Genomic DNA, 20,608 nt, shown 5'->3' with positions numbered 1-20,608 from the left:
TGCCAATAGGAAGCGAGTCGGTTACCAGCGACGGATGGACTGTGCAGCAGGCCGTAGTTAGCCGCGCAAGTCCTCTGGCGGCGCCCCGGAGACCGTCGGAGACGCTGTACCTGATCGAGCGGGCCCACCGGATGTAGCCCACCAGGCGGTCCGCCTCTTCGCCGCTACTCGGCTCCGGACCGCGCGGATGCGGCCCTGCTGACCGTGTACGAGCCGGAGCCGATCAGTCCGCCGGGCCGCCGCGGACTGCTGAACTAGTCTTCCAGCAGCGAATCTCGCCGGCTGCTGCAGGCGAAGGGGGCACCTGTGAACACGGCCATGAGTAACTGGGCCATGAGCGACGACTACGCGGCAATCACCACGTCGATCATGCTCGCTGTCCTGGTTATCGCGACAATGCAGGCCGAGCGCTTGCTTAAAGCGTGGTACGCGCCCCTCGTGGAGGCACGGAAGCGCTGGTGGGCTGTGGAGGACGAAATTGCGGCGCACCTCCGAGCCGGGCGGGAGGTTACTCACGACGACCTCGCGCGCCTCCGTGATGTGAGGGCACAGGCCGCTTGTCGTGCCAACGAGATGGGCGCGCTGAGCAACCTGCTCAAGATCATCTGTGTCGGCGGCCCCTGGTTGCTTCTGTGTCTGCAGATCGTGTCGACCGTCGTCTACGTCTTGAGGTGGGCAGCGACCCCCGATCCTGATCCATCGCCAGCCCTGGCGCGGCTCGCCTTCTACACCACAACAGCCTCGGTGGTCGCGCTTATCGCTTCGCTCACGATCAGCACTTTGGCACGCGGCTTCCTGTCCGGCTTCACTTTCAATAGGCGGAAGAAGGACCATCTCACGCAGGGCACGCAACTCTACGAGCTGTACCAACAGCTCCACGAGTACGAGACGTCTCTAGGTACCGATGACGCCGAGGGCGATCCCCGCCTGCACACCGCGACCGCTGCCCTCAGCGCTGCCGGCGACACCCCCCGCCATCACATCGCAGCATCCCTCGCTCAACAGCACGGCGGGTCAACACGCACCTGGGAACGCCTCCTCAACCAGGCCAGCCAGAACTCCCCGCCCGGCTGATCGGGCTGGGGCACGGGGCCTACTCGGCGAGCGGGGTCCGCCGTTTGTGGCTGGTGACAGTGCTCTTACCTGCATCCAGACTGCGGGGCTCCGCCCCACACCCCGGCCACCCTGCGGAGGGGGTGGGGGGCACGGATCTTGGGTGCGGGTGGTGGGTGGTGGAGATGGTGGTGGGTCGCGGTGCGGCCCCCTCGTCGGACGGCACCCGGAGGGCACCGCGGCCGCCGCGGGGCGCCAGGCCAAGCCGCTTCGCGGTCGGCTCCGCCGAGCCCGGCACCCCGACAACGCCCGCGGTAGGGCTTCGCCTGCCGCCCAACGAGGGAACCACCCCACTCCGCCCGGACCTACGGCGAACCGCCGGAGAGGGCGGACCACTGGCCCCGTGTCAGTGCCCGCAGCTACCGTCGACACCATGGCCAGCAACAGCGACCCGTGGTGCCCCCGCCGGCTCCACCCGCCCATTGACGACCTGCTGCCTCCGGCCGGGAAGACTGGCATCCTCCCCGGGGTAGCGCCGTCCTGGCCTGGCCACGGGCCCACCCCGGTTCCAGCACAGGCCCCGAGCATTCCCGGACTTCCAGAAGGAGTCCGGCGGACGCGGGCGGAGCTGGAAGCGCTCCGGGATGATGCCGCACTGCAGTTCCACGCCGGCGAGCACGCGCGCGTGCAGCTGGACGAGGACGAGGACGAGTACGACGTGCGGCGCCCCGCCTCGTTCGCCCAGGGAGTGTGGGCCGTGGCCGCCTGGCTGTTGGGCGAGCTGCAGAACGCCCCGATCAGCGGGGAGACCCACGACTATCCGTACACCGTCCGCCAGGTGGGGCGGGAGCAGACTCACGCTCGTGACTGCCTGGAAGGCAACGACTGTCCCGACGTCGACCGGGATTACGCCCTGGGTGTCCGCGAGGCGGTCCGGTGGGTGCTCTTCGAGTGGAAGACCCGGCCCGTGCCGCCGGCGGCCGCCTGACGTACGCATGCGAAGAGGCCCGGACCATCGGTCCGGGCCTCTGTCGTTGCCGCGCGCAGGCGATCGAGGCACTACGCCATCAGGTACCGGCGTGCTCGAAGTGCAGGCCAGACACCGTGCGCTGGGCATCGTGGACTAGGCCCTGTCTCTTTGGAGCTCTGACGCCTTGGAAGATGGCCGATTACTCTGTCGTGATGGCCAAGAGGATTGAGTCCGAACTGGTGGTTGACCTGCGAGGTAGGCCGATCGAGACGCTCGATGATTTCTGGGACGCCGTGGCTGAGCCTTGCGGACTGCCGGAGTGGTTCGGCCGGAACACGGAAGCCTGGCGGGACACCATCCAGACGCGGGGCATCTCCGAGGTCATCGATAGCTATGACGTCCTGGTCGTGCACGTGGACAAACGAGGAGTCTTCGCTGCCCGGAACGGTGAGGCCCGAGCCCTGCGAAGCGCCTTCTCGGGGAAGCAGTCCCGCCTGGTCGTGCACGAGCTGCTCTGATCACCGCGTCGAGCGGGACCAGATCAGGATGGCTGCCAAGTGCAAAGCAGCCTCGTAGGCCAGGGCAAGCTTGTCCGTGCGCATTGCCAGACCACGCCATTGCTTCAAGCGGTTGATGCACCGTTCGACGGTGTTGCGCTGCTTGTATGCCTCCGCATCGAAACCTGGCGGCCGGCCTCCGGTCGCCCTCTCCGCAGGCGGTGTCCGACCTGGCCGGCAGGCTGCGGGATGACGGCGCGAATGCCCCGCCGTCGGAGATGGCCGCGGATCGCGCGGGAAGAATACGCGCGGTCCGCGAGGACGGTCTCCGGCCGAGTCCGGGGCCTGCCGAGTCCGCGCCGGGGGACGCGGATCCTGGCCATGACGGCCTCGAATGCCGGAGCATCGCCCGCCTGACCAGCGGTGACGTAGAGGGCCAACGGCCGTGCCCGGTTGTCGCTGGCCAGATGTACCTTCGTACTCAGGCCGCCACGAGAACGTCCGAGTGCGTGGTCGTCGGGTTCTGACCGTCGCGCAGCCCCTTTTTCACGGCCCCAGCCGCGTGCTGATGGGCTCGGCAGATGGTGGAGTCCACCGAGACCGTCCATTCCACGTCGTCATCCGCGTCGGCGGTGGCCAGGACGGCGGCCAGGATCCGTGCCCAGGTGCTGTCGACGGCTCACCTGATGAGGCGTTTGTGGGCCGTCTGGAAGGAGCCGAGTTCCCCCGGCAGGTCCCGCCAGGGCGAACAGGTGCGGTACTTCCACGCAATGGCCTCAAGGGTGCGGCGGTGGTCGGCCCATCGCCGACCGCGGACCGGATCGGCCGGCATCAGCGGCTCGATCCGGTCCCACATCGCATCAGTGATCACTAACCGGATGGACACGTCCGATCAACTGACCAGCCCACCAAAGAGACACGCTCTAGTACTGCAACGGTGCTGGTTCTGAGTGCTGGGCAGTTTTCAGGGGCTGTGTCCGCGTCGTTTGTAGTGACTCAGGCGGGCCTGATATTGGCGTCGTCGGCGCCATGTCGACCATCGCAGAATGTGGTCGATCGGGGTGGGTCGGCGGTTGGTGAGGCGGTGGATCAGGCGTCGGATTTCGGCGAGGCTGAGGTGGATGAGCTGGGAGGATCCGTTTCTGCTTTGTCCGTGTCCAGCTGGCGGGCGCGCAGGACGGTCAGGCAGGCGTGGGTGGCCAGGGTCATGTGGCGGTGCCAGCCGGGGTAGCGGCGGACCTGGTAGTCGTCCAGGCCGCATTCCTGCTTGGCGGTCTGGAAGCATTCCTCGACTGCCCATCGGCTGCCGGCGATGCGGATCAGCTCGTCCAGCCTCGTGTCGGCGGGACAGTAGGCGATGTAGTAGGAGATGTCCTCGGGCCTGCTCACGCTGCGGCGGGCGAGAACCCAGTGCCTGCGGTCCTCGCGGTGCCAGGGCCTCGCTTCGACGCGGGCCCAGTCGAAGATCCGCCGGCCGTGGGCTCCTTCACCGCAGGAGCGGCGCTTCCATTTCTGCCGCGGCAGGCCGGGAAACAGGTCATGGACGGGGTGGTCGATGGACCAGCGGGTGACGACGGTGTCGTGCCGGGTGGTGGCCATGATGTGGAAGACGTCGGCCTGCTCCAGCTCGAACCGCCAGCCCTTGCTGTAGCCGTAAGCGGCGTCCGCCGTGACCCAACTGAACGGGACCTTGTCGGCGACGGCCCGGCGGACCATCGCCTTGGCCATGGCCACCTTCGTCTCGAAGGCGACACTGTCGTCGATGCCCGCCCGCCGGCAGCGGTCCCGGTCGTCGGTCCAGGAGGTGGGCAGATACAGACGGCGGTCGATCAGAGTGCGTCCGCGGGCGGTGGCGTAGGCGAGGAACACACCGATCTGGCAGTTCTCGGTGCGGCCAGCGGTTCCGGAGTACTGCCTTTGCACCCCGGCCGAACGGACGCCCTTCTTCAGAAACCCGGTGTCATCGACGATCAGAACGGCGTCCCGGTCACCGAGGTGTTCCACCACGTAGTCGCGTACGTCATCCAGGACCTCGTCGGCATCCCACTCGATCCGGTTCAGCAGCCGCTGGATGCGATCGGGGCCCGCGTGACCGGCCTCCTCCGCCAGCGTCCAGCCGTTCTTCCGCTCCAGCGGCGCAACCAGCCCCCGCATATAAGCCAGCGCCGACCGGCGCGGCTCCTCCCGGTTGAACCGGTGCACGAACCGCTCATGCAGCACATCCAGCTCTCCGGCCCACAACCTGACATCAGCAAGGTCCCCACCCATAACCACACCAACGAACGAACTGGCCAACAGCCACGGCAAGCACCGTTGCAGTACTAACCACAGGCCCGGCTCCCAAGCCCACCCTGCCCCGACGCGCCGTCAGGCAGTCACACACCCAACAACGTGACAACGCCCTTCCGGCCCCGCCGCCATCTGATGCCCGCACACGACTACCGAGCCGAGATGACCGTCCGCTTCGCAATCTGGGAGCAGATCACCGGAGTCGCCGGCGTCGCTGCCACGGCCTGAGCACAACCCGGAACCGGGCTCCACCACACCACGACGCACCATCAGACACCTACCCGCCCCACAACGTGACAGCGCCTAGGAGCGGCCTTGATGCCTGTCCAAGAGTGTTTACGCATTGTGTGATGCCGCTTCGGTATCAGTCTTCTCGCCGGCGCGGGGCGAAATCACCGGCCCGCTCGGGTGCTCCCGCGGGGGCAGGTCCTCAAGCGCGGCCAGCACCTGCGCGAGGGCGGGATTGCGCGAATGCCGCGGCCACAGCAGATGCAGCTCCACCGGGCGGGGCACATGCGTGGCCAGCGGGATGAACGCGACATGGGGAATGCGCAGCAAGGTGGCGGAGGCGGGCACGAAGGCGACTCCCCGCCCGGCGGAGACCAGCCACAGCATGGTGAGGATCTGGCTCACGCTGTGCACGACCCGTTCCGGGGCCAGCGGGACCATGCTGACCATCAGGTCGTAGAAGTACCGGGCCTTGCGCTGCGAGTGGAAGATCAGCGGTTCGCCGGTCAGGTCGTCGGCGCAAGCGGGCCGGTCCAGGCTGGCCAGCCGGTGCCCGGCGGTCACCGCCAGCAACAGCGCCTCCTGCTGGATCAGGCGCGAGTCGAAGAGTTCGGAGTCGAACGGCGGGCGGGCGAGCCCGAGATCGATGTCCTCGCCGGCAAGGGCGTCGATCTGCTCGCGCGTCACCATCTCGAACAGCTCGATGCGGACCTCCGGCAGGCTCTGCTCGAGCCGGTTGAGGATGCGGCCAAGCGTGCCGAAGGTCGACGCGGCGGTGAAGCCGAGTCGCACCACGCCACGGGAACCTGAGTGGATGCGGCGGGCCAGGTCCGGGGCGGCCTCGGCGATCGCCAGGATGCGCCTGGCCTCCACCAAGAACGCCTCACCGGCCGGCGTGAGAGCCACATGCTGCTTGTCCCGCTCGAGGAGCTGCACGTCAACGGCGGCTTCGAGCTTCTGGATCTGACGGCTCAGCGGCGGCTGGGTCATGTGCAGTCGTGCCGCCGCCCGGCCGAAGTGAAGTTCCTCGGCAACAGCGACTAATCCACGCAATTGCTCCAAGGTATACGTCATGCAAGAAAGGTATCACCCCATGCGGTAACGGAGTTGGACAGGCATGACAGGCGGTCATAGGCTGCGCGGCACCGTGGATCGAGACCTGTATCACATCTCCACCCAACTCGCTTGAGGGAGACGCTCATGCACACCAGGCTTGGGCTTCGTCGCCGCTTAGCCGCGGTCGCTGTGTTCGCCGCCGTGACCGCGCTGCCCGGCTGCGGTGGCAACGTCGGGGATGAAGGATCCAAGGACGAAGCCTCGTTCCCCGACAGAGCCATCACCCTGCTCGTCGGACAGGACCCCGGCGGCAGCACCGACCTCACCGCCCGAGCGGCCGCCGAACCTGCCGGCGCCGACCTCAAAGAGACCATCACGGTGGTCAACAAGCCCGGCGCCAACGGCGCCGTCGCCGCCAAGGAACTGGCCGGCGCCAAGGCCGACGGCCACACCATCATGCTCTTCGTGGGCTCGCTGGCCTACATCACGCCCTTGGCCGTATCCGCCGACGAAGCCGTCGACATCAACAACTACGAAGTCATCACCGGCCTGTCCCAGGACGACTACGTCCTGGTCGCCAGCCCCAAGTCCGGTTTCAAGACGGTCAAGGACATCGTCGACGCCGACCGCTCGATCAAATACGGTACGACCGGCGTCGGCACGGGCAGCCACCTCAGCCAGGCGCTGCTGTTCTCCCAGGCGAAGGTGACGGCGACCGCCGTGCCGTTCGACGGCGGAGCCCCCGCACTCACCGCCATCCTGGGCGGTCAGGTCGACGTCGCCTCGATCCAGCTCGGTGAGGCCCAGCCCCAGATCAAGGCCGGGAAGATCACCCCTCTCGTCACCTTCGCCGAGAAGCGGCCCACGTACATGGCCAACATCCCCACCGCGGTCGAGGCCGGCTACGACGTCCCGGTGCAGCAGTCGCGTGCCGTCGTCGCCCCGAAGGGCACTCCCAAGGAGGTTGTCGACCGGCTGCGGACGGCGTTCCGCACAGCTTTCGAGGGCAAGAAGTACCAGGACTTCAACACTCAGCGGCTGCTCACACCCAACGAGGTCGAGGGCGCCGAACTGCTCAAGCAGTGGACCGGTTCGCTGGAGAAATACCGTGCCCTCGCCGACGAGTACCAGATCGACATGAGCGGAAACTGAGCGGCATGTCCACCGAGAACCCGTCGACCGCCGACGAACTTTCCGACGACACCCGGCCGCCGGCAGCGGGCACGGTGACCAACCTCGTCACGGCCGCGGTCGTCGTGGTTCTCGGTGGGGCGGCGCTCGCCGGGGCATTGAGCCTGGGCATAGGCAGCCCCTCGAAACCCGGGCCCGGCACCTGGCCGGCCCTGGTGAGCGCAACACTGATCATTCTCGGCGTGCTCCTGGCTGCCGCTGCCCGGCGCATGGACGACGCCGAGCAGTTCACCCGCACCAGCTTCCTGGTGATCGTGGCGGTCGGGACCATGGTGGCCTACGTAGCGGTCATCGGCGTGATCGGCTTCGAGATCCCCACAGCCCTCCTGGCCTTCTTCTGGCTACGGATCCTGGGCCGGGAGAGCTGGCGTACCTCCATCGTCGTCAGCCTCGGCGCCACCTGCGCGTTCTACGCCCTGTTCGTCGGCGCGCTGAAGGTCACCATCCCGCACCTGTTCTGACCGCACATCACCACACGTTTGGGAGGATCGTTGGAGGTGTCCCCCGTGCTCGACGGCTTTGCCGTCGTCCTCGAGCCGACCAACCTGTTGTACTGCCTTGTCGGTGTCGTCATCGGCATGCTGGTTGGTGTCCTGCCCGGTCTGGGACCAGCCGCCACCATAGCCATTCTGCTTCCGATCACCCTGGGCCTCGAAGCCGTCACCGCGATCATCATGGTGGCAGGCATCTTCTACGGAGCCCAATACGGCGGCACCATCACCTCCGTACTGCTGCGCCTACCCGGTGAAGCATCCTCCGTCGTCACGGTCTTCGACGGCCACGCCCTCGCCCGCCAAGGCAAGGCCGGCACCGCCCTGGGCATCGCCGCCATCGGCTCCTTCGTCGGCGGCACCCTCGCCATCATCGCCCTCAGCGTGGTCGCCCCCATGGTCGCCGAATTCGCCCTGGACTTCGGCCCACCCGAATACACGATGCTGGCGCTGCTCGGCATCCTGCTGGTAGCCACCGTCTCCAACGGCGGCATGCTCAAAGCCCTCATCGCCGCCGCCGTCGGCCTGCTGCTCGCCACCGTCGGCCGAGACGGCTTCACCAGCGCCGAACGGTTCACCTTCGACAGCCTGTCACTCGCAGACGGCCTGGACTTCGTCCCCATCGCCATGGGTCTCTTCGGCCTGGGTGAGATCCTCTACACCCTGGAAGAACGCCATCGCGCGGCCCACGCCCCCACCAAGGTCGCCAACGTCTGGCCCAGCCGCTCCGATCTGCGCCAGTCCTCCGGAGCGATCGGCAGAGGCGGCGTCATCGGCTTCATCCTCGGCATCCTCCCCGGCGGCGGCGCGGTCCTCGCCTCACTCGCCGCCTATGCCCTGGAAAAACGCCGATCACGCACCCCGGAGCGCTTCGGCCGCGGCGCCGTCGAAGGTGTCGCCGCACCCGAGACCGCCAACAACGCCGCCGCCACATCCTCGTTCATCCCGCTGCTGTCCCTCGGCATACCCGCCAACGCCACCATGGCGGTCATCTTCGGCGCCCTCCTGATCCAGGGCATCACCCCCGGCCCCCAGCTCGTCACCGAGCACCCCGAGCTGTTCTGGGGCGTGGTGAACTCGATGTACATCGGGAACATCCTTCTGCTCATCATGAGCATCCCGCTCGTAGGACTGTTCGTACGCATCCTGCGCATACGCCCGACCATCCTCGCCCCCATCACCGTCCTCATCACTCTCATCGGCGCCTACACCGTCAACAACAGCGTCTTCGACATCGGACTCGTGGTCTTCTTCGGCGTCCTCGGATACCTCATGAAGAAACTCGGATTCGACCCCGGCCCACTCGTCCTCGCCTTCGTCCTCGGATCACTCCTGGAAAGCTCACTCCGCCGCTCACTGCTGCTCTTCGAAGGCAACCCAGGAGGCTTCCTCACCCGCCCGATCTCGGGAACGCTGTTCGCGCTCTTCCTCGCCGTCGCGCTGGTGCCGACCGCCCGGGCGATCTGGCGCAACCGCAGAAGCGACCCCCAACGCAGCAAGGAACCGGTATGACCGTCCTCGTCGGCTACCTGCCCACCCCCGAAGGGAACGCCGCGTTCACGGCCGCCCTGGACGAAGCGGCACGACGACGCGAGGCCCTCGTCGTCCTGAGCAGCCCCCGGGACGGCGCCCTCGTCAGCACCGAACTGCCCTCGCCAGATGACACCGAAACGCTCCAAGCCCAGGCACAACAGGCAGGCGTATCCATGGACCTCCGAACGACCCCACACCGCGGCGAACTCCCCGACCTGCTCATCGAAACCGCCGAAGAAATCAACGCCTCGGTAATCGTCATCGGGCTGCGCAGACGCACCGCCATCGGGGAACTCTTCCTCGGCAGTACCGCCCAGCAGATTCTGCTGGGAGCCGAACGCCCTGTACTGGCAGTAAAAGCCCGCCGCTAGAGGGCGTCTGAAAAGCCTGTCAACGGGCTGATCTTGCGAGGCGGCGCACGAGGAGCATGGCCATGGAGAGGTAGATGGCGTTCTCCGAGCAGACGCGCAGGTACTCGTAGTCCTTCGACAGGCGGCGCGAACGCATCAGCCGGCGCTGTCACGTTGGTTGACCGGGTGGGATGATCTTCTGGTTGATCGTGCCGGAGGGGGCTGTTCGTGGGGGCCGGGTCGCTGTCGTGCAAGGGGCACCGGTACCCGGTCGAGGTGATCTCCCACTGCGTGTGGCTGTACCACCGATTCCCGCTCAGCTTCCGTGAGGTCGAGGAGCTGATGCTCGAGCGCGGCGTCATCGTCTCCTACGAAACCATCCGCCGCTGGTGCGCCAAGTTCGGCCAGGCCTACGCGAACGGACTACGCCGTCGCCGGCCCCGGACCGGCGACAAGTGGCACCTTGACGAGGTCTTCATCAAGATCAACGGTGAGCTGAAGTACTTTGTGGCGGGCCGTCGACCAGGACGGCAACGTACTCGACATCCTCGTACAGAACCGGCGGGACAAGGCCGCCGCCAGGCGCTTCTTCCGCCGCCTGATGAAGAAGACCCGCACGGTGCCGCGGGTGATCGTCACCGACAAGCTCCGCTCCTACGGCGCGGCCCACCGCGAGGTCATGCCCTGCGTCGAGCACCGGCAGTCGAAGTACCTGAACAACCGAGCGGAGAACAGCCACCAGCCAACGTGGCAGCGCGAACGGGCGATGAAAGGCTTCCGCTCCGTGGGCGGCGCACAGCGTTTTCTGTCCGCGTTCAGCGGCATCTCACCCCACTTCCGACCCGGCCGCCATGTGATCCCCGCATCCGACTATCGAGCCGAGATGACCGTCCGCTTCGCGATCTGGGAGCAGATCACCGGCGTCGCCGGCCTACCCACCGCGCCGTGAGCACACAGCCCGAACCCGACTCCACCACGCCCCTGCACGCCGTCAGACACTCCCACCCAACAACGTGACAACGCCGCGGGCGGCGGCCGTCGAGTACGGCGAGGGGCATGACGGTGAGTTTCGAGGGGGTCCGCGTTCGCCCTTTCGTCTACTGCGATCGCAGTAGACGAAAGTGTCTGCGAACGGCCAACGACGAGAGGCCGGAGAACTGCGAGCGTGAGGGCAGGCCGTGATCGTCGGCCCGACCTCATGGCATTTCCTGGAAAGGCGCGTCGATGTCCCCTCTCGCCCGCTGGTGCCACCGGCACCGGCTCGCTGTCGTCCTGGCCTGGGTGGGCCTGTTGCTCGCCCTCGGCGCCGGAGTCGGCGCCGTCGGCAACGGCTTCGGAAACAGCCCGACCTCCCAGAACACCGACTCGGCCAAGGCCACGGCCCTGCTTCAGCAGGCCTCGAACAGCGCCGCGGGCAAGAGCGGCCGGGTCGTCTGGCAGCTGAAGGACGGCAAGGTGTCCGAGCCGGTGGCCGAGCGGGCGATGACCGAGGCGCTGCGGCACATCGCCGACGCGCCGGGGGTCGCCGCAGTGACCAGCCCCTACGCACCCGAGGGCAAGGGGCAGGTCAGCAAGGACGGCGGCACGGCCTACGCCACGGTCGCGTTCGACGAGAACGTCTCCGACCCGCAGATCGACCATGTGAAGGAACTCGCGACCGCTCCGGAGTCGGGGAGCCTGCACATCGCGCTCAACGGGCAGGCGTTCACCGTCAACCCGAAGCCGAACGCCGTCGCGGACGCGATGGGCATCGTCCTCGCCTTCATCGTGTTGCTGTTCGTCTTCCGGGCGGTGTGGGTGGCGGCGCTGCCCATCATCACGGCCGTCGTGGGTGTCGGCACGTCCGCGGTCGCGGTGATGCTGCTCAGCCATGCCATCACACTCTCCGACACCACGCTGACCCTGGGTTCGCTGATCGGTCTGGGCGTGGGCATCGACTACGCCCTGTTCATCGTCAACCGGCAGCGCGCCAACCTGATGGCGGGCATGGGCGTGGCCGAGTCGACGACCAAGGCCCTCAACACCTCCGGCCGGGCCGTGCTCTTCGCCGGACTGACCGTCGTCGTCGCGCTGCTGGGCATGCTCACCCTCAATGTCGGGATCATCAACGGCATAGCCATCGGTGCGGCCGTCACCGTCGTCCTCACCGTGCTCGCCGCGATCACCCTGCTGCCGGCGCTGCTCGGCATGATCGGCACCCGGATCCTCAGCCGCGCCGAGCGCCGTGAGCAGGCCGGTCAGGCGGTACGGCCGTCCACGGACCGCCCCGGCCTGTGGGGACGATGGGCCGCCCGGGTCCAGGCCCATCCCAAAGCCCTCGGCCTGGTGGCCATGGCCGTTCTGACGGCGCTCGCGTTCCCGACACTGTCGCTGCGCCTGGGTGCCTCCGACGACGGCAACCTGCCCACCACCTCGACGAACCGCCAGGCTTACGACATGATCGCCGACGGGTTCGGCCCCGGCTTCAACGGCCCGCTCGTCCTCGCCGTGCAGGCCCCCAGCGCCGCCGACCAGGCGGCGAGGACCAAGCTGGTCGCCGCTCTGGAGCAGGTCGACGGTGTGGCCAGTGCCACCGCGTCACCGATGGGGGAGGGACAGACGGTAGGGGTTATCTCCGTCGTCCCGACGACCTCACCCCAGTCGGCCGACACCTCCGACCTGATCCACCACCTGCGTGACGACGTGATCCCCGGGGCGGAGCAGGGCACGTCGATGAAGGTGTACGTGGGCGGTCTCACCGCGAGCAACGACGACTTCGCCTCGGTCCTGATGAGCAAGCTGCCGCTGTTCGTGCTCGTGATCGCCGCCCTCGGGTTCCTGCTGCTGACCGTCGCCTTCCGCAGTCTGCTCATCCCCGCGGTCGGCGCGTTGCTCAACATCCTCAGCATCGGGGTGGCCTTCGGCGCGATCGTGGTCGTCTTCCAGTACGGCTTCGGCGCTGGACTGCTCGGGCTCGGCGCGGCCGGTCCCATCGAGTCGTTCGTGCCGATCCTGGTCGTCGGCATCATGTTCGGCCTGTCCATGGACTACCAGGTCTTCCTGGTCAGCCGGATGCGCGAGGAATGGGCCCACACCGGCGACAGCCGCCGGGCGATCCGGGTCGGGCAGGCGGAGACCGGCAAGGTGATCGCCGTCGCCGCCACCATCATGGTCTGCGTCTTCGGCTCCTTCGTCTTCGGCGGCATGCGGGTCATCTCCGAGTTCGGCGTCAGCCTCGCTGTAGCTGTAGCTGTGGATGCCCTGCTGATCCGCATGGTCGTCGTGCCGGCGCTCATGCACCTGTGCGGACGGGCCAACTGGTGGCTGCCCCGCAGCCTGGACAAGGCACTGCCCCACGTGTCCGTGGAAGGCCCCGTGGACGAACCGGCGCAGCCGCACCCTGCGGTGCGGGAGCCGGAGACCGTCGGCGTGGCCGACCGGGTCCGGTAGCACGACGTAACGACACCCACGCGTGGGCTGGCCAGTCGGGAATCACCCGGCCTTCCGCCGGCCCGCGCTGCTTACAGTGAGGAAATGCAGGTGAGAATGGTGTGGCGGCAGTGGCTGACCCGTCATGACCGGGTCAGAGACGTGCTCCCGGCGGTGCCCCTGGTCGTGGTCGCCGCGGCGGCCACCGCAGTCGGCACGTCCGACTGGCACGAGCCGCGTTGGGACGAAACGGCGTGGACGGCTCTGTCCTGCCTGCCCCTGGCCGTCCGCAGCCGCTGGCCACTGTGGGTCGCCCTGTTCACGCTGGCGGGCGACCTCACGTTGATGGCCTTCGCCACGCACAGTTCCCTGGCCCCGGCGTCGAGCCTTGTCGCCCTGTACACGCTCGCCGTTCTCGGCAGCCGCCGCAGCGCATGGGCCGTCGGAGCGGCCGCCGCCGTGGCGATCACGGGTGTCTATGCCGCCACCCACGTGGAGTCGCTGGTGGGCGGGTCGAGCCTGCTGCGGTTCGACTTCGCGATCGCGGCCACCGCGCTGGGCCGTGCCGTCCGCAGCCGCCGCGACAACCTGGTGAAGGCCAGAGAACGTGCGGTGCGCGCCGAGCGCACGCAGGAAGAGGAAGCCCGGCGCCGGGTCACCGAGGAACGCGTGCGTATCGCGCGCGATCTGCACGACGTCGTCGCCCACCACATCACCCTCGTCAACGCCCAGGCAGGGGTGGCTCACCATCTCATGCGCGCCAACCCCGACCAGGCCTACGAGGCACTGGCCCACATCAAGGAGACCAGCCGCGCGGCGCTGGACGAACTGCGGGCCACGGTCGGTCTGCTGCGCCAGCCCGACGACGCGCCGGGCTCACGTGCCCCCATCCCCCGCCTGGCCGATCTCGACGCCCTCGCCGGTGGGTTTCGTGCCAGCGGGTTGTCCGTGCGGGTGGCCCGCACCGGCGCTCCTGTTCCACTGGCGCCCGCCACCGAGCTGACCGCCTACCGCATCATCCAGGAAGCCCTCACCAACACCCGCAAGCACGCCTCCGCGACCCGGACCGAGGTGATCCTGGACTACGGTCCGAACTCGCTCCGGGTCACCGTGACGGACGACGGACCCCCCGGCGCGCCCAAGGGCGCGGGCACTGGTCAAGGACTGATAGGCATGCGCGAGCGGGCCGACGCCATCGGCGGGAGGGTCACGGCCCGCCCGCAGCCGGAAGGCGGCTTCCAGGTCGTCGCCGAACTGCCGATCTCGCTCGGCCCGCCACCGACTGACACCCTGTGAGGAAGTCTCTCCCATGCCGATTCGCGTCCTGCTCGCCGACGATCAAGCGCTGCTCCGGGGCACCTTCCGGCTGCTCATCGACGCGCAGCCGGACCTGGAGGTCGTCGGGGAGGCCGCCAACGGAGGGGAGGCGGCTCGGCTGGCCCGGTCCGAGCGTGCCGACGTCGTGGTCATGGACATCCGAATGCCCGAGGTCGACGGCATCGAGGCCACCCGTCTGATTGCTCAGGACGAGGACCTGGCAGGCGTCAAGGTCCTCGTCCTGACCACGTTCGAGGAGGACGAGCTCGTCATCGAGGCGCTGCGGGCCGGCGCGAGCGGCTTCCTCGGCAAGGGCGTCGAACCGGCGCAGCTTCTCGACGCCGTCCGCCTCGTCGCCTCCGGCGAGGCGCTGCTCTCTCCCGCGGCCACCAGGGGCCTCATCAGCCGCGTCCTCGCCCAGCCCGCCCCCAGCGACCTCGTCGACCCCCACCGGCTGGCCACGCTGACTCCCCGGGAACGCGAGGTGATGACCCTCGTGGCCGGGGGCCTGTCGAACGACGAGATCGCCGAACGCCTCTTCGTCACCCCCGTCACCGTCAAGACCCACGCCAACCGGGCCATGACCAAACTCGGCGCCCGCGACCGCGCCCAGCTCGTCGTCATCGCCTACGAGTCCGGCCTGGTCCGCGCCGGAGGACAGCGGGACTGACCGGGCTGCGGGCCCGGTCAGCCGGCGACTACGGGCGCGCGCCGCCCGTCGTCTGTGCCGCGGCGAGCGCCGCTTCGGCCTTCCTGCGGTACACGGCGAGTTTCTCGGCCGGGGCGACGATCTGGTGGCTGCGGGGCTGACGGAGACGTCGTGGTCCCCCGCGGCCCTGCGCAGGGCGCCCACGGTGGCGTGTTCGCGGGGGACGTGAGCGAACGGGTCGAAGGAGTACCAGCGCATCGCGTTCTCGTGCGTCATCTTGTTGATCTCGTCGTCCGGCACGGAATTCGCGGTCAGTACTTCGTGGAGTTCCTCGGGGGCGTTCGGCCACATCGAGTCGCTGTGCGGGTAGTCGGCCTCCCAGCAGATGTTGTCGACGCCGATGTCGTGGCGGAGCTTCACCCCGATGGGATCGCTGATGAAGCAGGTCAGGAAGTGCTCGCGGAAGATTTCGGAGGGCTGCTTCCCGCCGAAGTCCTGGAGTGTCCAGGTGGCGTGCATCTCGTAGGTGCGGTCCAGACGGTCCAGGAAGTAGGGGACCCAGCCGGTGCCGCCCTCCGACAGCCCGATCCTGATGGTCGTGTATTCCTTGAGGACGCGTGACCACATCAGATCGGCCGCCGCCTGGACGAGGTTGATGGGCTGCAGGGTGATCATCACGTCCGGCGGGGCGTCGGGCGCGGTGATGACGAGACGGCCGGAGGAGCCGATGTGCAGGTTCATCACCGTGCCGCAGTCGGTCAGCGCCCGCCATACCGGGTCCCAGTACTCGGAATGGAAGCTCGGGTAGCCGAGCGGCACCGGGTTCTCCGGGAAGGTGAGGGCGTGACAGCCCTTCTCGGCCACGCGCCGGATCTCCTGGGCGCACAGCTCGGCGTCCCAGATGGCCGCCAGCGCCATGGGGATGAAGGGGCCGGGGTGGGCGGCGCACCACTCGTCGATGTGCCAGTCGTTGTAGGCGCGCACCAGGGCCAGGGAGAAGTCGGAGTCCTCGGTGGCGAACAGCCGGGCGGAGAAGCCAGGGAAGGAGGGGAAGTTCATCGGGGCGAGGACGCCGCCCGCGTTCATGTCGGCGACGCGTTCGTCGACGTCGTAGCAGCCGGGCCTGATCTCGTCCAGGCCCTGCGGCTCCATGCCGTACTCCTCCTTGGTCCGTCCGGCGACCGCGTTGAGCGCGACGTTGCCGACGGAGTTGTCCCGGAATTGCCATACGTCGCTGCCGTCCTCGCGGTGGACCAGGCGCGGCGCGTCCTTCTTGTAGCGGGCTGGCAGGTGGTTCGCGAACAGGTCTGGCGGCTCGATGATGTGGTCGTCGACGCTGATGAGGATCATGTCATCGCGCTCCATGGGACTCCTTGTGGCGCTGGGTGGATCAGTCCGAGGCGGGCAGGGCCTTGGGCGCCTTGATCGCCAGGGGGTTCCTCCGTACGTGAGGTGGCCGGTGCCGGAGGCGGTGCAGAGGAGTTCGAGGGTGTCGGCGGGGTCGACGTAGCGCTTGCCGATGAGGGTGTCGGGTGCCTCGCCGGGCGGCTGGGCGGTGGGGGCTTCCTGGGCGGGGACCATCGGGCTGCCGCCGCACTCGACGGGGCCGGCGGCCTCCTGAGGGGCGCGGATCACGATGACGCGGGTGGTGGAGGTGGCGGAGGCGAGTTGGTCACCTGGGCGCGGGGTCGGTGCGGGGGAGCCCATTGCGCGGTTCTCCTTCGGGTGCGGGTGCGGGTGCGGGTGCCGGTGCGGTGAGCCGCTCCCCCAGCCACTAACCCTCCACAGACGTGCCTCGGTTACGGGAACCACGCCCAGTCACGATCGCTTTTCTGCCATGCGGGGCCGCTGGCATGCGCCTACGCCCAGCGCATCCCGATCGCGGACAGCTGCTCCATCCGCTCCGGCGTCAGCGTCGCGGCCCTGCTGCGCTGGTTCCCGATCCAGGCACCGAGCCGGTGCTCCCGCTCCTCCTGGTCCTCGCCGACGATCCGCTCGATGTGTTTCCTCGGCACCCGAAGATGCCCCTCGCGCTCGTAGAACTGCTTGGCGGCGGTGTAGTTGAGGGCCCATTTGTCTGCCTGGCTCGTGCGGGGCTTGGGTTTTTCGTCGTCGGTGGCGGGTTGGATGGCGAGGATGTGTTCGCACATCCACTGCTGCACGGTCGTGAGCTTGTTCCAGCCCAGTCGGACCGACCGCACCCACCGGCCGAGGTCCTCGCCCTGGTGTACGACGGTGCCTGGCTCCATCGGCAGCTCGCCGCCGGCTTCTAGATGCTGTCGGGTGAGGTGGAAGGCGCGTTGCCATTCCACGGGCCAGGTCGGGCACCACGATGGGTCGATCTCCTCCAGCTGCTCGCGCCGCTCCTGCGACAGCGCGCCTACCGCCGACTGAACCGGCAGGCCCTCGGCACGGCACTGTTCGATCTCGGCGGCCTTCCGAGCTGCGGCGCGTGCGTTCTTCAGCCAGATGCCCACCTTGTACCCCTTGTACGTGGCGTCCAGCGGGGCCAGGAGGTGGCCCGCCTCGGCTGCCCACCCGCGTGCCGCTGCGAGTCCTTCTTCCCAGGCGACGTCGAAGTGGCTCCAGATCATGCCGAGCTTCTCCAGCTGTTCGACACGGTCGGCATCCATGTCCCCACGGGCATAGAAACGCCTGGCGTCGGCGATCCATTGCCCAAGTGGAAAACCGGCGAGCGCGGCCGGCCACCCCTCGGCTTCGGCCTCTTGGTGGTCCTTGGCGGGCACGCGGTATGTGAACGGCACGCGCAGGTCGCCTTGGAGTCGGTGGTAGATGGCGGCGGCTTCGATGCCGCGTCGCCAGTGGGCGTGTTCGGGGTTGAGGACCCGCAGGTTGATGAACGCGGCCAGCTGCGCGGGGTCGCGCGGTGTGCTGAACTTCAGCAGCTCTCTGGCCGGCCCCGAGAGTCGGTCGCTTCGGTCGCTCTCGGCTCCCTCGCCCTCCTGGACTGCATTACGGCTCTGCACGCCCCGGGAACGGCTTGGTGCCTGGGGCTCGGCGAGCTGCTCCACGATGCGGGTGTCGTGAGCTCTGAGCGCCTCCAAGAGCTTCGCCAGGCCGCCGTACGCCCGGCTGGTGAGCATGTTGTCGGCTGTCTCTCCGGGCCCGAGCAGGACGGGCACGACCAAAGAGGCGATCTTGCCCTCGTCGGGCTGCATGCGTAGCGCGCGGCCGACGGCCTGGACGAGGTCGGGCATGGAGCCGCGTACGTCAGCGAAGTACACGGAGTCACAGTGGGATGTATCGACGCCTTCGCCGAGCACCCGAACGGATCCGAGGAATGTCTTCTCCACCACGGTGCCGTCAGCGGCGATGCCCCTGGAGAACTCGTCCAGGACGCGGCGCCGATGGAGCGGCTTGTGCTCGCCGCACAGCCAGTTGGCCCAGATCGTGGCCGGGTACAGCTTGGGGTCGGTGGCGTGCAGCCGCTTGGCGACGTCGCCAAGGCCGGCCGCGAAAGCCTCGGCCTCCTTCACGACGTGGTGGAAGACGAGTGTCCTGCGGAAGCCTTCCTCGGCCGATGCCTTCACCAGGGCGGCCTGCAGTGCGGCGAGCCGGGCCCCGCGCACCTGCTCGGAGCGCGCGTCTTCGCCCAGGAGCTGGGCGGCCTGGAGCTGGGCGTCGGTGATGTCCACGCACACCACCTGGTACGGCGCACAAATTCCCCTGTCGATCGCCTCCGACAGCGTCAACGTGAACGCCCTGCTGCCGAACGGCCCATCCGGGTTGTCCTCCATACTCGCCACCAGCTCACCTGGCGCGCCCTGCTCGGAGTCCTCGTCCAGCTGCCACAGCCGCGGCGTGGCGGTCATGTAGAGGCGGCGCAAGGACGGGATGCGGGCGTTGTCGTGGACGACCGCCCACGGCCTGCCAATCCGGCCCGAAACCCGGTGTGCCTCGTCCACGACGATCAGCGACCATCCCGGAAGGCCGGCGGCGTGCCCGCGTTCCAGTGTGCCGAGCCCGAGCGAGGCGTACGTGGCGAAGACGGTGACCTTGTCGAGCGGTCGCACCCAGTCGACCAGCTCGCCCACGTCCGTGGTGTTCGGGAAGGACGCCTCCCCACCGCGCAGGGACGAGACCCCGATCATCGGGCCTGTGCGGCCGCCCTCGCGCCACGCGGCCTCGGTCTGGGCGAGCAGGTCCAGCGAGGGCACGAGGACGAGCACCCGGCCCGCGTGTAGTTCCTCCGCACTGCGGACAGCGACGAGGCTCTTGCCCGATCCGGTCGCCATGATCACCTGAGTGCGCAGCCCCCGCTCGGGCACAGTAGACCTTGCAGGCAATTCGAGTGCCTGGAGTACCGCGTCCACGGCTTCCCGCTGGTGGGGACGGAGTTTCTTCATCACCATTCCGGTCTGCCTTCTCATGCAAGCTGGACGAAGGGCTGCACCCCGCATGACGCCAGAATGCCCTTGCAGGCCCCGCAAGATGAACCAAGGCCCCTGCGCCGAGATCCCGGATCTACATTCCTGATCCAGAACGTAAGATCACACGCGGAGAGCTCCTGATGCCTGTAGACCTGGACCCATCTGATTCCAGAGTCTATCGCACTACAAAAACGAAGCACCCCTCCTCCGCAATCATGCATCAACACTGGCGAATCAGCGCTGAGCAGATGGGTACTCCGTTCTTTTCATTGCCTGCCTACCTTGGAGCGTCATGACACAGAAGACTGAAGACGAGATGGGTAACCGGTTCTGCAAAGCGTGCGGTACGCCGGCCGAAGACGGGAGGCTGTGCAAGGACTGCGGCACCGTTTTGGACCTTCCTGACGAGGAGGGTCTAGTGGAAGACCAAGGTGCGGGGGTGCGACGTGACTCCGAGGGACGGACCGGGGCGCGAGACCAAGGATGACCCGGACCAGCCGGTACGCATGCCGTGCGCCCCCCTGGCCGCTTCACCGACCCCTTCTCGCCACCGGCTTCGGACAACGCGAAGCGCGAGCTGCGCCCCCGCCCATGTCTGTGGGGGCGGAGGCGGGGCATACGGGCTTCACCCCTACGAGAGGAGCGGGCTCATGCTCGGCATAGTCGCGGCGGTGTTGTTCTTCGTAGCGTTCTTGATCAATGCGGCCGACCTCAGCACTAACGATGTGTTCTCCTCGACAAACGTCATGCTGCTGGGGCTGATGGCGCTGGCACTGCATGTGGCCGGAGTCGGTACTGGCTTGGCCCGGAGACGTTGACCTCTGGCCCCGGCAGGCCTCATGACAGTTCGTCACCAGGCCTGCCGGGGCCGGCCCGAGCAAGGCATGTTGCCCCTGCAGCCAGCCTGGCTCACGCTAGCGGGCCGCAAGCCGGTCCTGGAGGCGGAGCCGGAAGGACCGCCAGTGGCGGGGGAGCGCAGCGGACCCGCCGGCTCGGGCTGGAGCAAAGCGGAAGCCCGATAGCGGGACGAAGTCCCGCCGCTCCGGGAGCGTAGCGAACGGAGCGTCAACCAGACTGCGCAGCAGTCTGGTTGGAGGGATGCGCAGCATCCCTCCAACGCTCCCGCGGAGCGGGAGCGTAACCACCGCGCGCAGCGCGGTGGTTCGCTTGCATATCGCGCAGCGA

The 20,608-nt window shown here is 68.1% G+C and carries 14 protein-coding genes and 4 pseudogenes; 13 read left to right on the top strand and 5 right to left on the bottom strand.

The window, feature by feature from the left end; genetic code table 11:
• The first annotated feature begins 333 nt into the window (after positions 1 to 333).
• The 3 genes from IO24_RS46890 (at position 334) to IO24_RS0137540 (ending at position 2,541) form a co-directional block, all read left to right on the top strand.
• Positions 334 to 1,074 (top strand): hypothetical protein, encoded by a 741-nt coding sequence (locus tag IO24_RS46890; protein ID WP_031143955.1) that lies wholly within the window; start codon positions 334 to 336, stop codon positions 1,072 to 1,074.
• A gap of 664 nt (positions 1,075 to 1,738) precedes the next feature.
• A complete protein-coding gene (locus IO24_RS0137545) occupies positions 1,739 to 2,041 on the top strand; it encodes a hypothetical protein (protein ID WP_031143953.1) in 303 nt (100 codons plus the stop codon).
• A gap of 194 nt (positions 2,042 to 2,235) precedes the next feature.
• Positions 2,236 to 2,541 (top strand): barstar family protein, encoded by a 306-nt coding sequence (locus IO24_RS0137540; protein ID WP_030040616.1) that lies wholly within the window; start codon positions 2,236 to 2,238, stop codon positions 2,539 to 2,541.
• On the opposite strand, the pseudogene IO24_RS43835 reads toward IO24_RS0137540, so the two are convergent.
• Positions 2,542 to 3,406: pseudogene (locus tag IO24_RS43835) on the bottom strand (IS5 family transposase).
• 203 nt (positions 3,407 to 3,609) lie between these two features.
• Positions 3,610 to 4,788: an IS701 family transposase gene (locus IO24_RS0137525; RefSeq protein ID WP_037669546.1), complete on the bottom strand. Its 1,179-nt coding sequence runs from the start codon at positions 4,786 to 4,788 to the stop codon at positions 3,610 to 3,612.
• 132 nt (positions 4,789 to 4,920) lie between these two features.
• Here IO24_RS0137525 and IO24_RS44825 point away from each other — a divergent pair.
• Positions 4,921 to 5,037: pseudogene (locus IO24_RS44825) on the top strand (IS6 family transposase); the annotation flags it as partial.
• A gap of 108 nt (positions 5,038 to 5,145) precedes the next feature.
• On the opposite strand, the gene IO24_RS0137515 reads toward IO24_RS44825, so the two are convergent.
• Positions 5,146 to 6,111, bottom strand: a complete 966-nt coding sequence (locus IO24_RS0137515; RefSeq protein WP_078899541.1) for a LysR family transcriptional regulator — start codon at positions 6,109 to 6,111, stop codon at positions 5,146 to 5,148.
• Positions 6,112 to 6,237: 126 nt separating this feature from the next.
• Here IO24_RS0137515 and IO24_RS0137510 point away from each other — a divergent pair, with 126 nt between their 5' ends.
• The 8 genes and pseudogenes from IO24_RS0137510 to IO24_RS0137470 all read left to right on the top strand — a co-directional run bounded on the left by IO24_RS0137510 (position 6,238) and on the right by IO24_RS0137470 (position 15,053).
• Positions 6,238 to 7,245 carry a tripartite tricarboxylate transporter substrate binding protein gene (locus IO24_RS0137510; protein WP_031143946.1) on the top strand — a complete coding sequence of 336 codons (1,008 nt, stop codon included), beginning with the start codon at positions 6,238 to 6,240 and terminating at the stop codon, positions 7,243 to 7,245.
• 5 nt (positions 7,246 to 7,250) lie between these two features.
• Positions 7,251 to 7,745, top strand: a complete 495-nt coding sequence (locus IO24_RS0137505; RefSeq protein ID WP_031143944.1) for a tripartite tricarboxylate transporter TctB family protein — start codon at positions 7,251 to 7,253, stop codon at positions 7,743 to 7,745.
• 45 nt (positions 7,746 to 7,790) lie between these two features.
• A complete protein-coding gene (locus tag IO24_RS0137500; protein ID WP_199808900.1) occupies positions 7,791 to 9,287 on the top strand; it encodes a tripartite tricarboxylate transporter permease in 1,497 nt (498 codons plus the stop codon).
• A complete protein-coding gene (locus tag IO24_RS0137495) occupies positions 9,284 to 9,679 on the top strand; it encodes a universal stress protein (RefSeq protein ID WP_031143940.1) in 396 nt (131 codons plus the stop codon). Before IO24_RS0137500 ends, IO24_RS0137495 begins: the two co-directional genes overlap by 4 nt.
• 207 nt (positions 9,680 to 9,886) lie before the next feature.
• Positions 9,887 to 10,607, top strand: a pseudogene (locus tag IO24_RS41355) (IS6 family transposase).
• Between the two features lie 275 nt (positions 10,608 to 10,882).
• Positions 10,883 to 13,087 carry an MMPL family transporter gene (locus IO24_RS0137480; RefSeq protein ID WP_031143938.1) on the top strand — a complete coding sequence of 735 codons (2,205 nt, stop codon included), beginning with the start codon at positions 10,883 to 10,885 and terminating at the stop codon, positions 13,085 to 13,087.
• 84 nt (positions 13,088 to 13,171) lie between these two features.
• Positions 13,172 to 14,362: a sensor histidine kinase gene (locus IO24_RS0137475; RefSeq protein ID WP_031143935.1), complete on the top strand. Its 1,191-nt coding sequence runs from the start codon at positions 13,172 to 13,174 to the stop codon at positions 14,360 to 14,362.
• A gap of 13 nt (positions 14,363 to 14,375) precedes the next feature.
• Positions 14,376 to 15,053 (top strand): response regulator, encoded by a 678-nt coding sequence (locus tag IO24_RS0137470; protein WP_031143933.1) that lies wholly within the window; start codon positions 14,376 to 14,378, stop codon positions 15,051 to 15,053.
• A gap of 279 nt (positions 15,054 to 15,332) precedes the next feature.
• Here IO24_RS0137470 and IO24_RS46885 read toward each other — a convergent pair.
• Both IO24_RS46885 and IO24_RS0137460 read right to left on the bottom strand, forming a co-directional pair.
• Positions 15,333 to 16,091, bottom strand: a pseudogene (locus IO24_RS46885) (amidohydrolase family protein); the annotation flags it as partial.
• 800 nt (positions 16,092 to 16,891) lie between these two features.
• Positions 16,892 to 19,405: a DEAD/DEAH box helicase gene (locus IO24_RS0137460; protein WP_031143931.1), complete on the bottom strand. Its 2,514-nt coding sequence runs from the start codon at positions 19,403 to 19,405 to the stop codon at positions 16,892 to 16,894.
• 668 nt (positions 19,406 to 20,073) lie between these two features.
• Here IO24_RS0137460 and IO24_RS45845 point away from each other — a divergent pair.
• Positions 20,074 to 20,241: a hypothetical protein gene (locus IO24_RS45845; protein ID WP_167551655.1), complete on the top strand. Its 168-nt coding sequence runs from the start codon at positions 20,074 to 20,076 to the stop codon at positions 20,239 to 20,241.
• Positions 20,242 to 20,608: the final 367 nt, after the last annotated feature.

Origin of the sequence: Streptomyces flavovariabilis (assembly GCF_000725785.1) — a bacterium.
In the GTDB taxonomy this organism is placed as follows: domain Bacteria; phylum Actinomycetota; class Actinomycetes; order Streptomycetales; family Streptomycetaceae; genus Streptomyces; species Streptomyces hawaiiensis.
The sequence above is the reverse complement of the archived record's forward strand: the minus strand, read 5'-3'. Positions and strand labels throughout refer to the sequence as shown.

Bases quoted from the DNA above. Each gene is read 5' to 3' on its own strand.
- IO24_RS46890 (WP_031143955.1), top strand. From the start codon at position 334: ATGAGCGACGACTACGCGGCAATCACCACGTCGATCATGCTCGCTGTC.
- IO24_RS0137540 (WP_030040616.1), top strand. From the start codon at position 2,236: ATGGCCAAGAGGATTGAGTCCGAACTGGTGGTTGACCTGCGAGGTAGG.
- IO24_RS0137525 (WP_037669546.1), bottom strand. From the start codon at position 4,788: ATGGGTGGGGACCTTGCTGATGTCAGGTTGTGGGCCGGAGAGCTGGAT.
- IO24_RS0137515 (WP_078899541.1), bottom strand. From the start codon at position 6,111: ATGACGTATACCTTGGAGCAATTGCGTGGATTAGTCGCTGTTGCCGAG.
- IO24_RS0137510 (WP_031143946.1), top strand. From the start codon at position 6,238: ATGCACACCAGGCTTGGGCTTCGTCGCCGCTTAGCCGCGGTCGCTGTG.
- IO24_RS0137505 (WP_031143944.1), top strand. From the start codon at position 7,251: ATGTCCACCGAGAACCCGTCGACCGCCGACGAACTTTCCGACGACACC.
- IO24_RS0137495 (WP_031143940.1), top strand. From the start codon at position 9,284: ATGACCGTCCTCGTCGGCTACCTGCCCACCCCCGAAGGGAACGCCGCG.
- IO24_RS0137480 (WP_031143938.1), top strand. From the start codon at position 10,883: ATGTCCCCTCTCGCCCGCTGGTGCCACCGGCACCGGCTCGCTGTCGTC.
- IO24_RS0137475 (WP_031143935.1), top strand. From the start codon at position 13,172: ATGCAGGTGAGAATGGTGTGGCGGCAGTGGCTGACCCGTCATGACCGG.
- IO24_RS0137470 (WP_031143933.1), top strand. From the start codon at position 14,376: ATGCCGATTCGCGTCCTGCTCGCCGACGATCAAGCGCTGCTCCGGGGC.
- IO24_RS0137460 (WP_031143931.1), bottom strand. From the start codon at position 19,405: ATGGTGATGAAGAAACTCCGTCCCCACCAGCGGGAAGCCGTGGACGCG.
- IO24_RS45845 (WP_167551655.1), top strand. From the start codon at position 20,074: ATGCTCGGCATAGTCGCGGCGGTGTTGTTCTTCGTAGCGTTCTTGATC.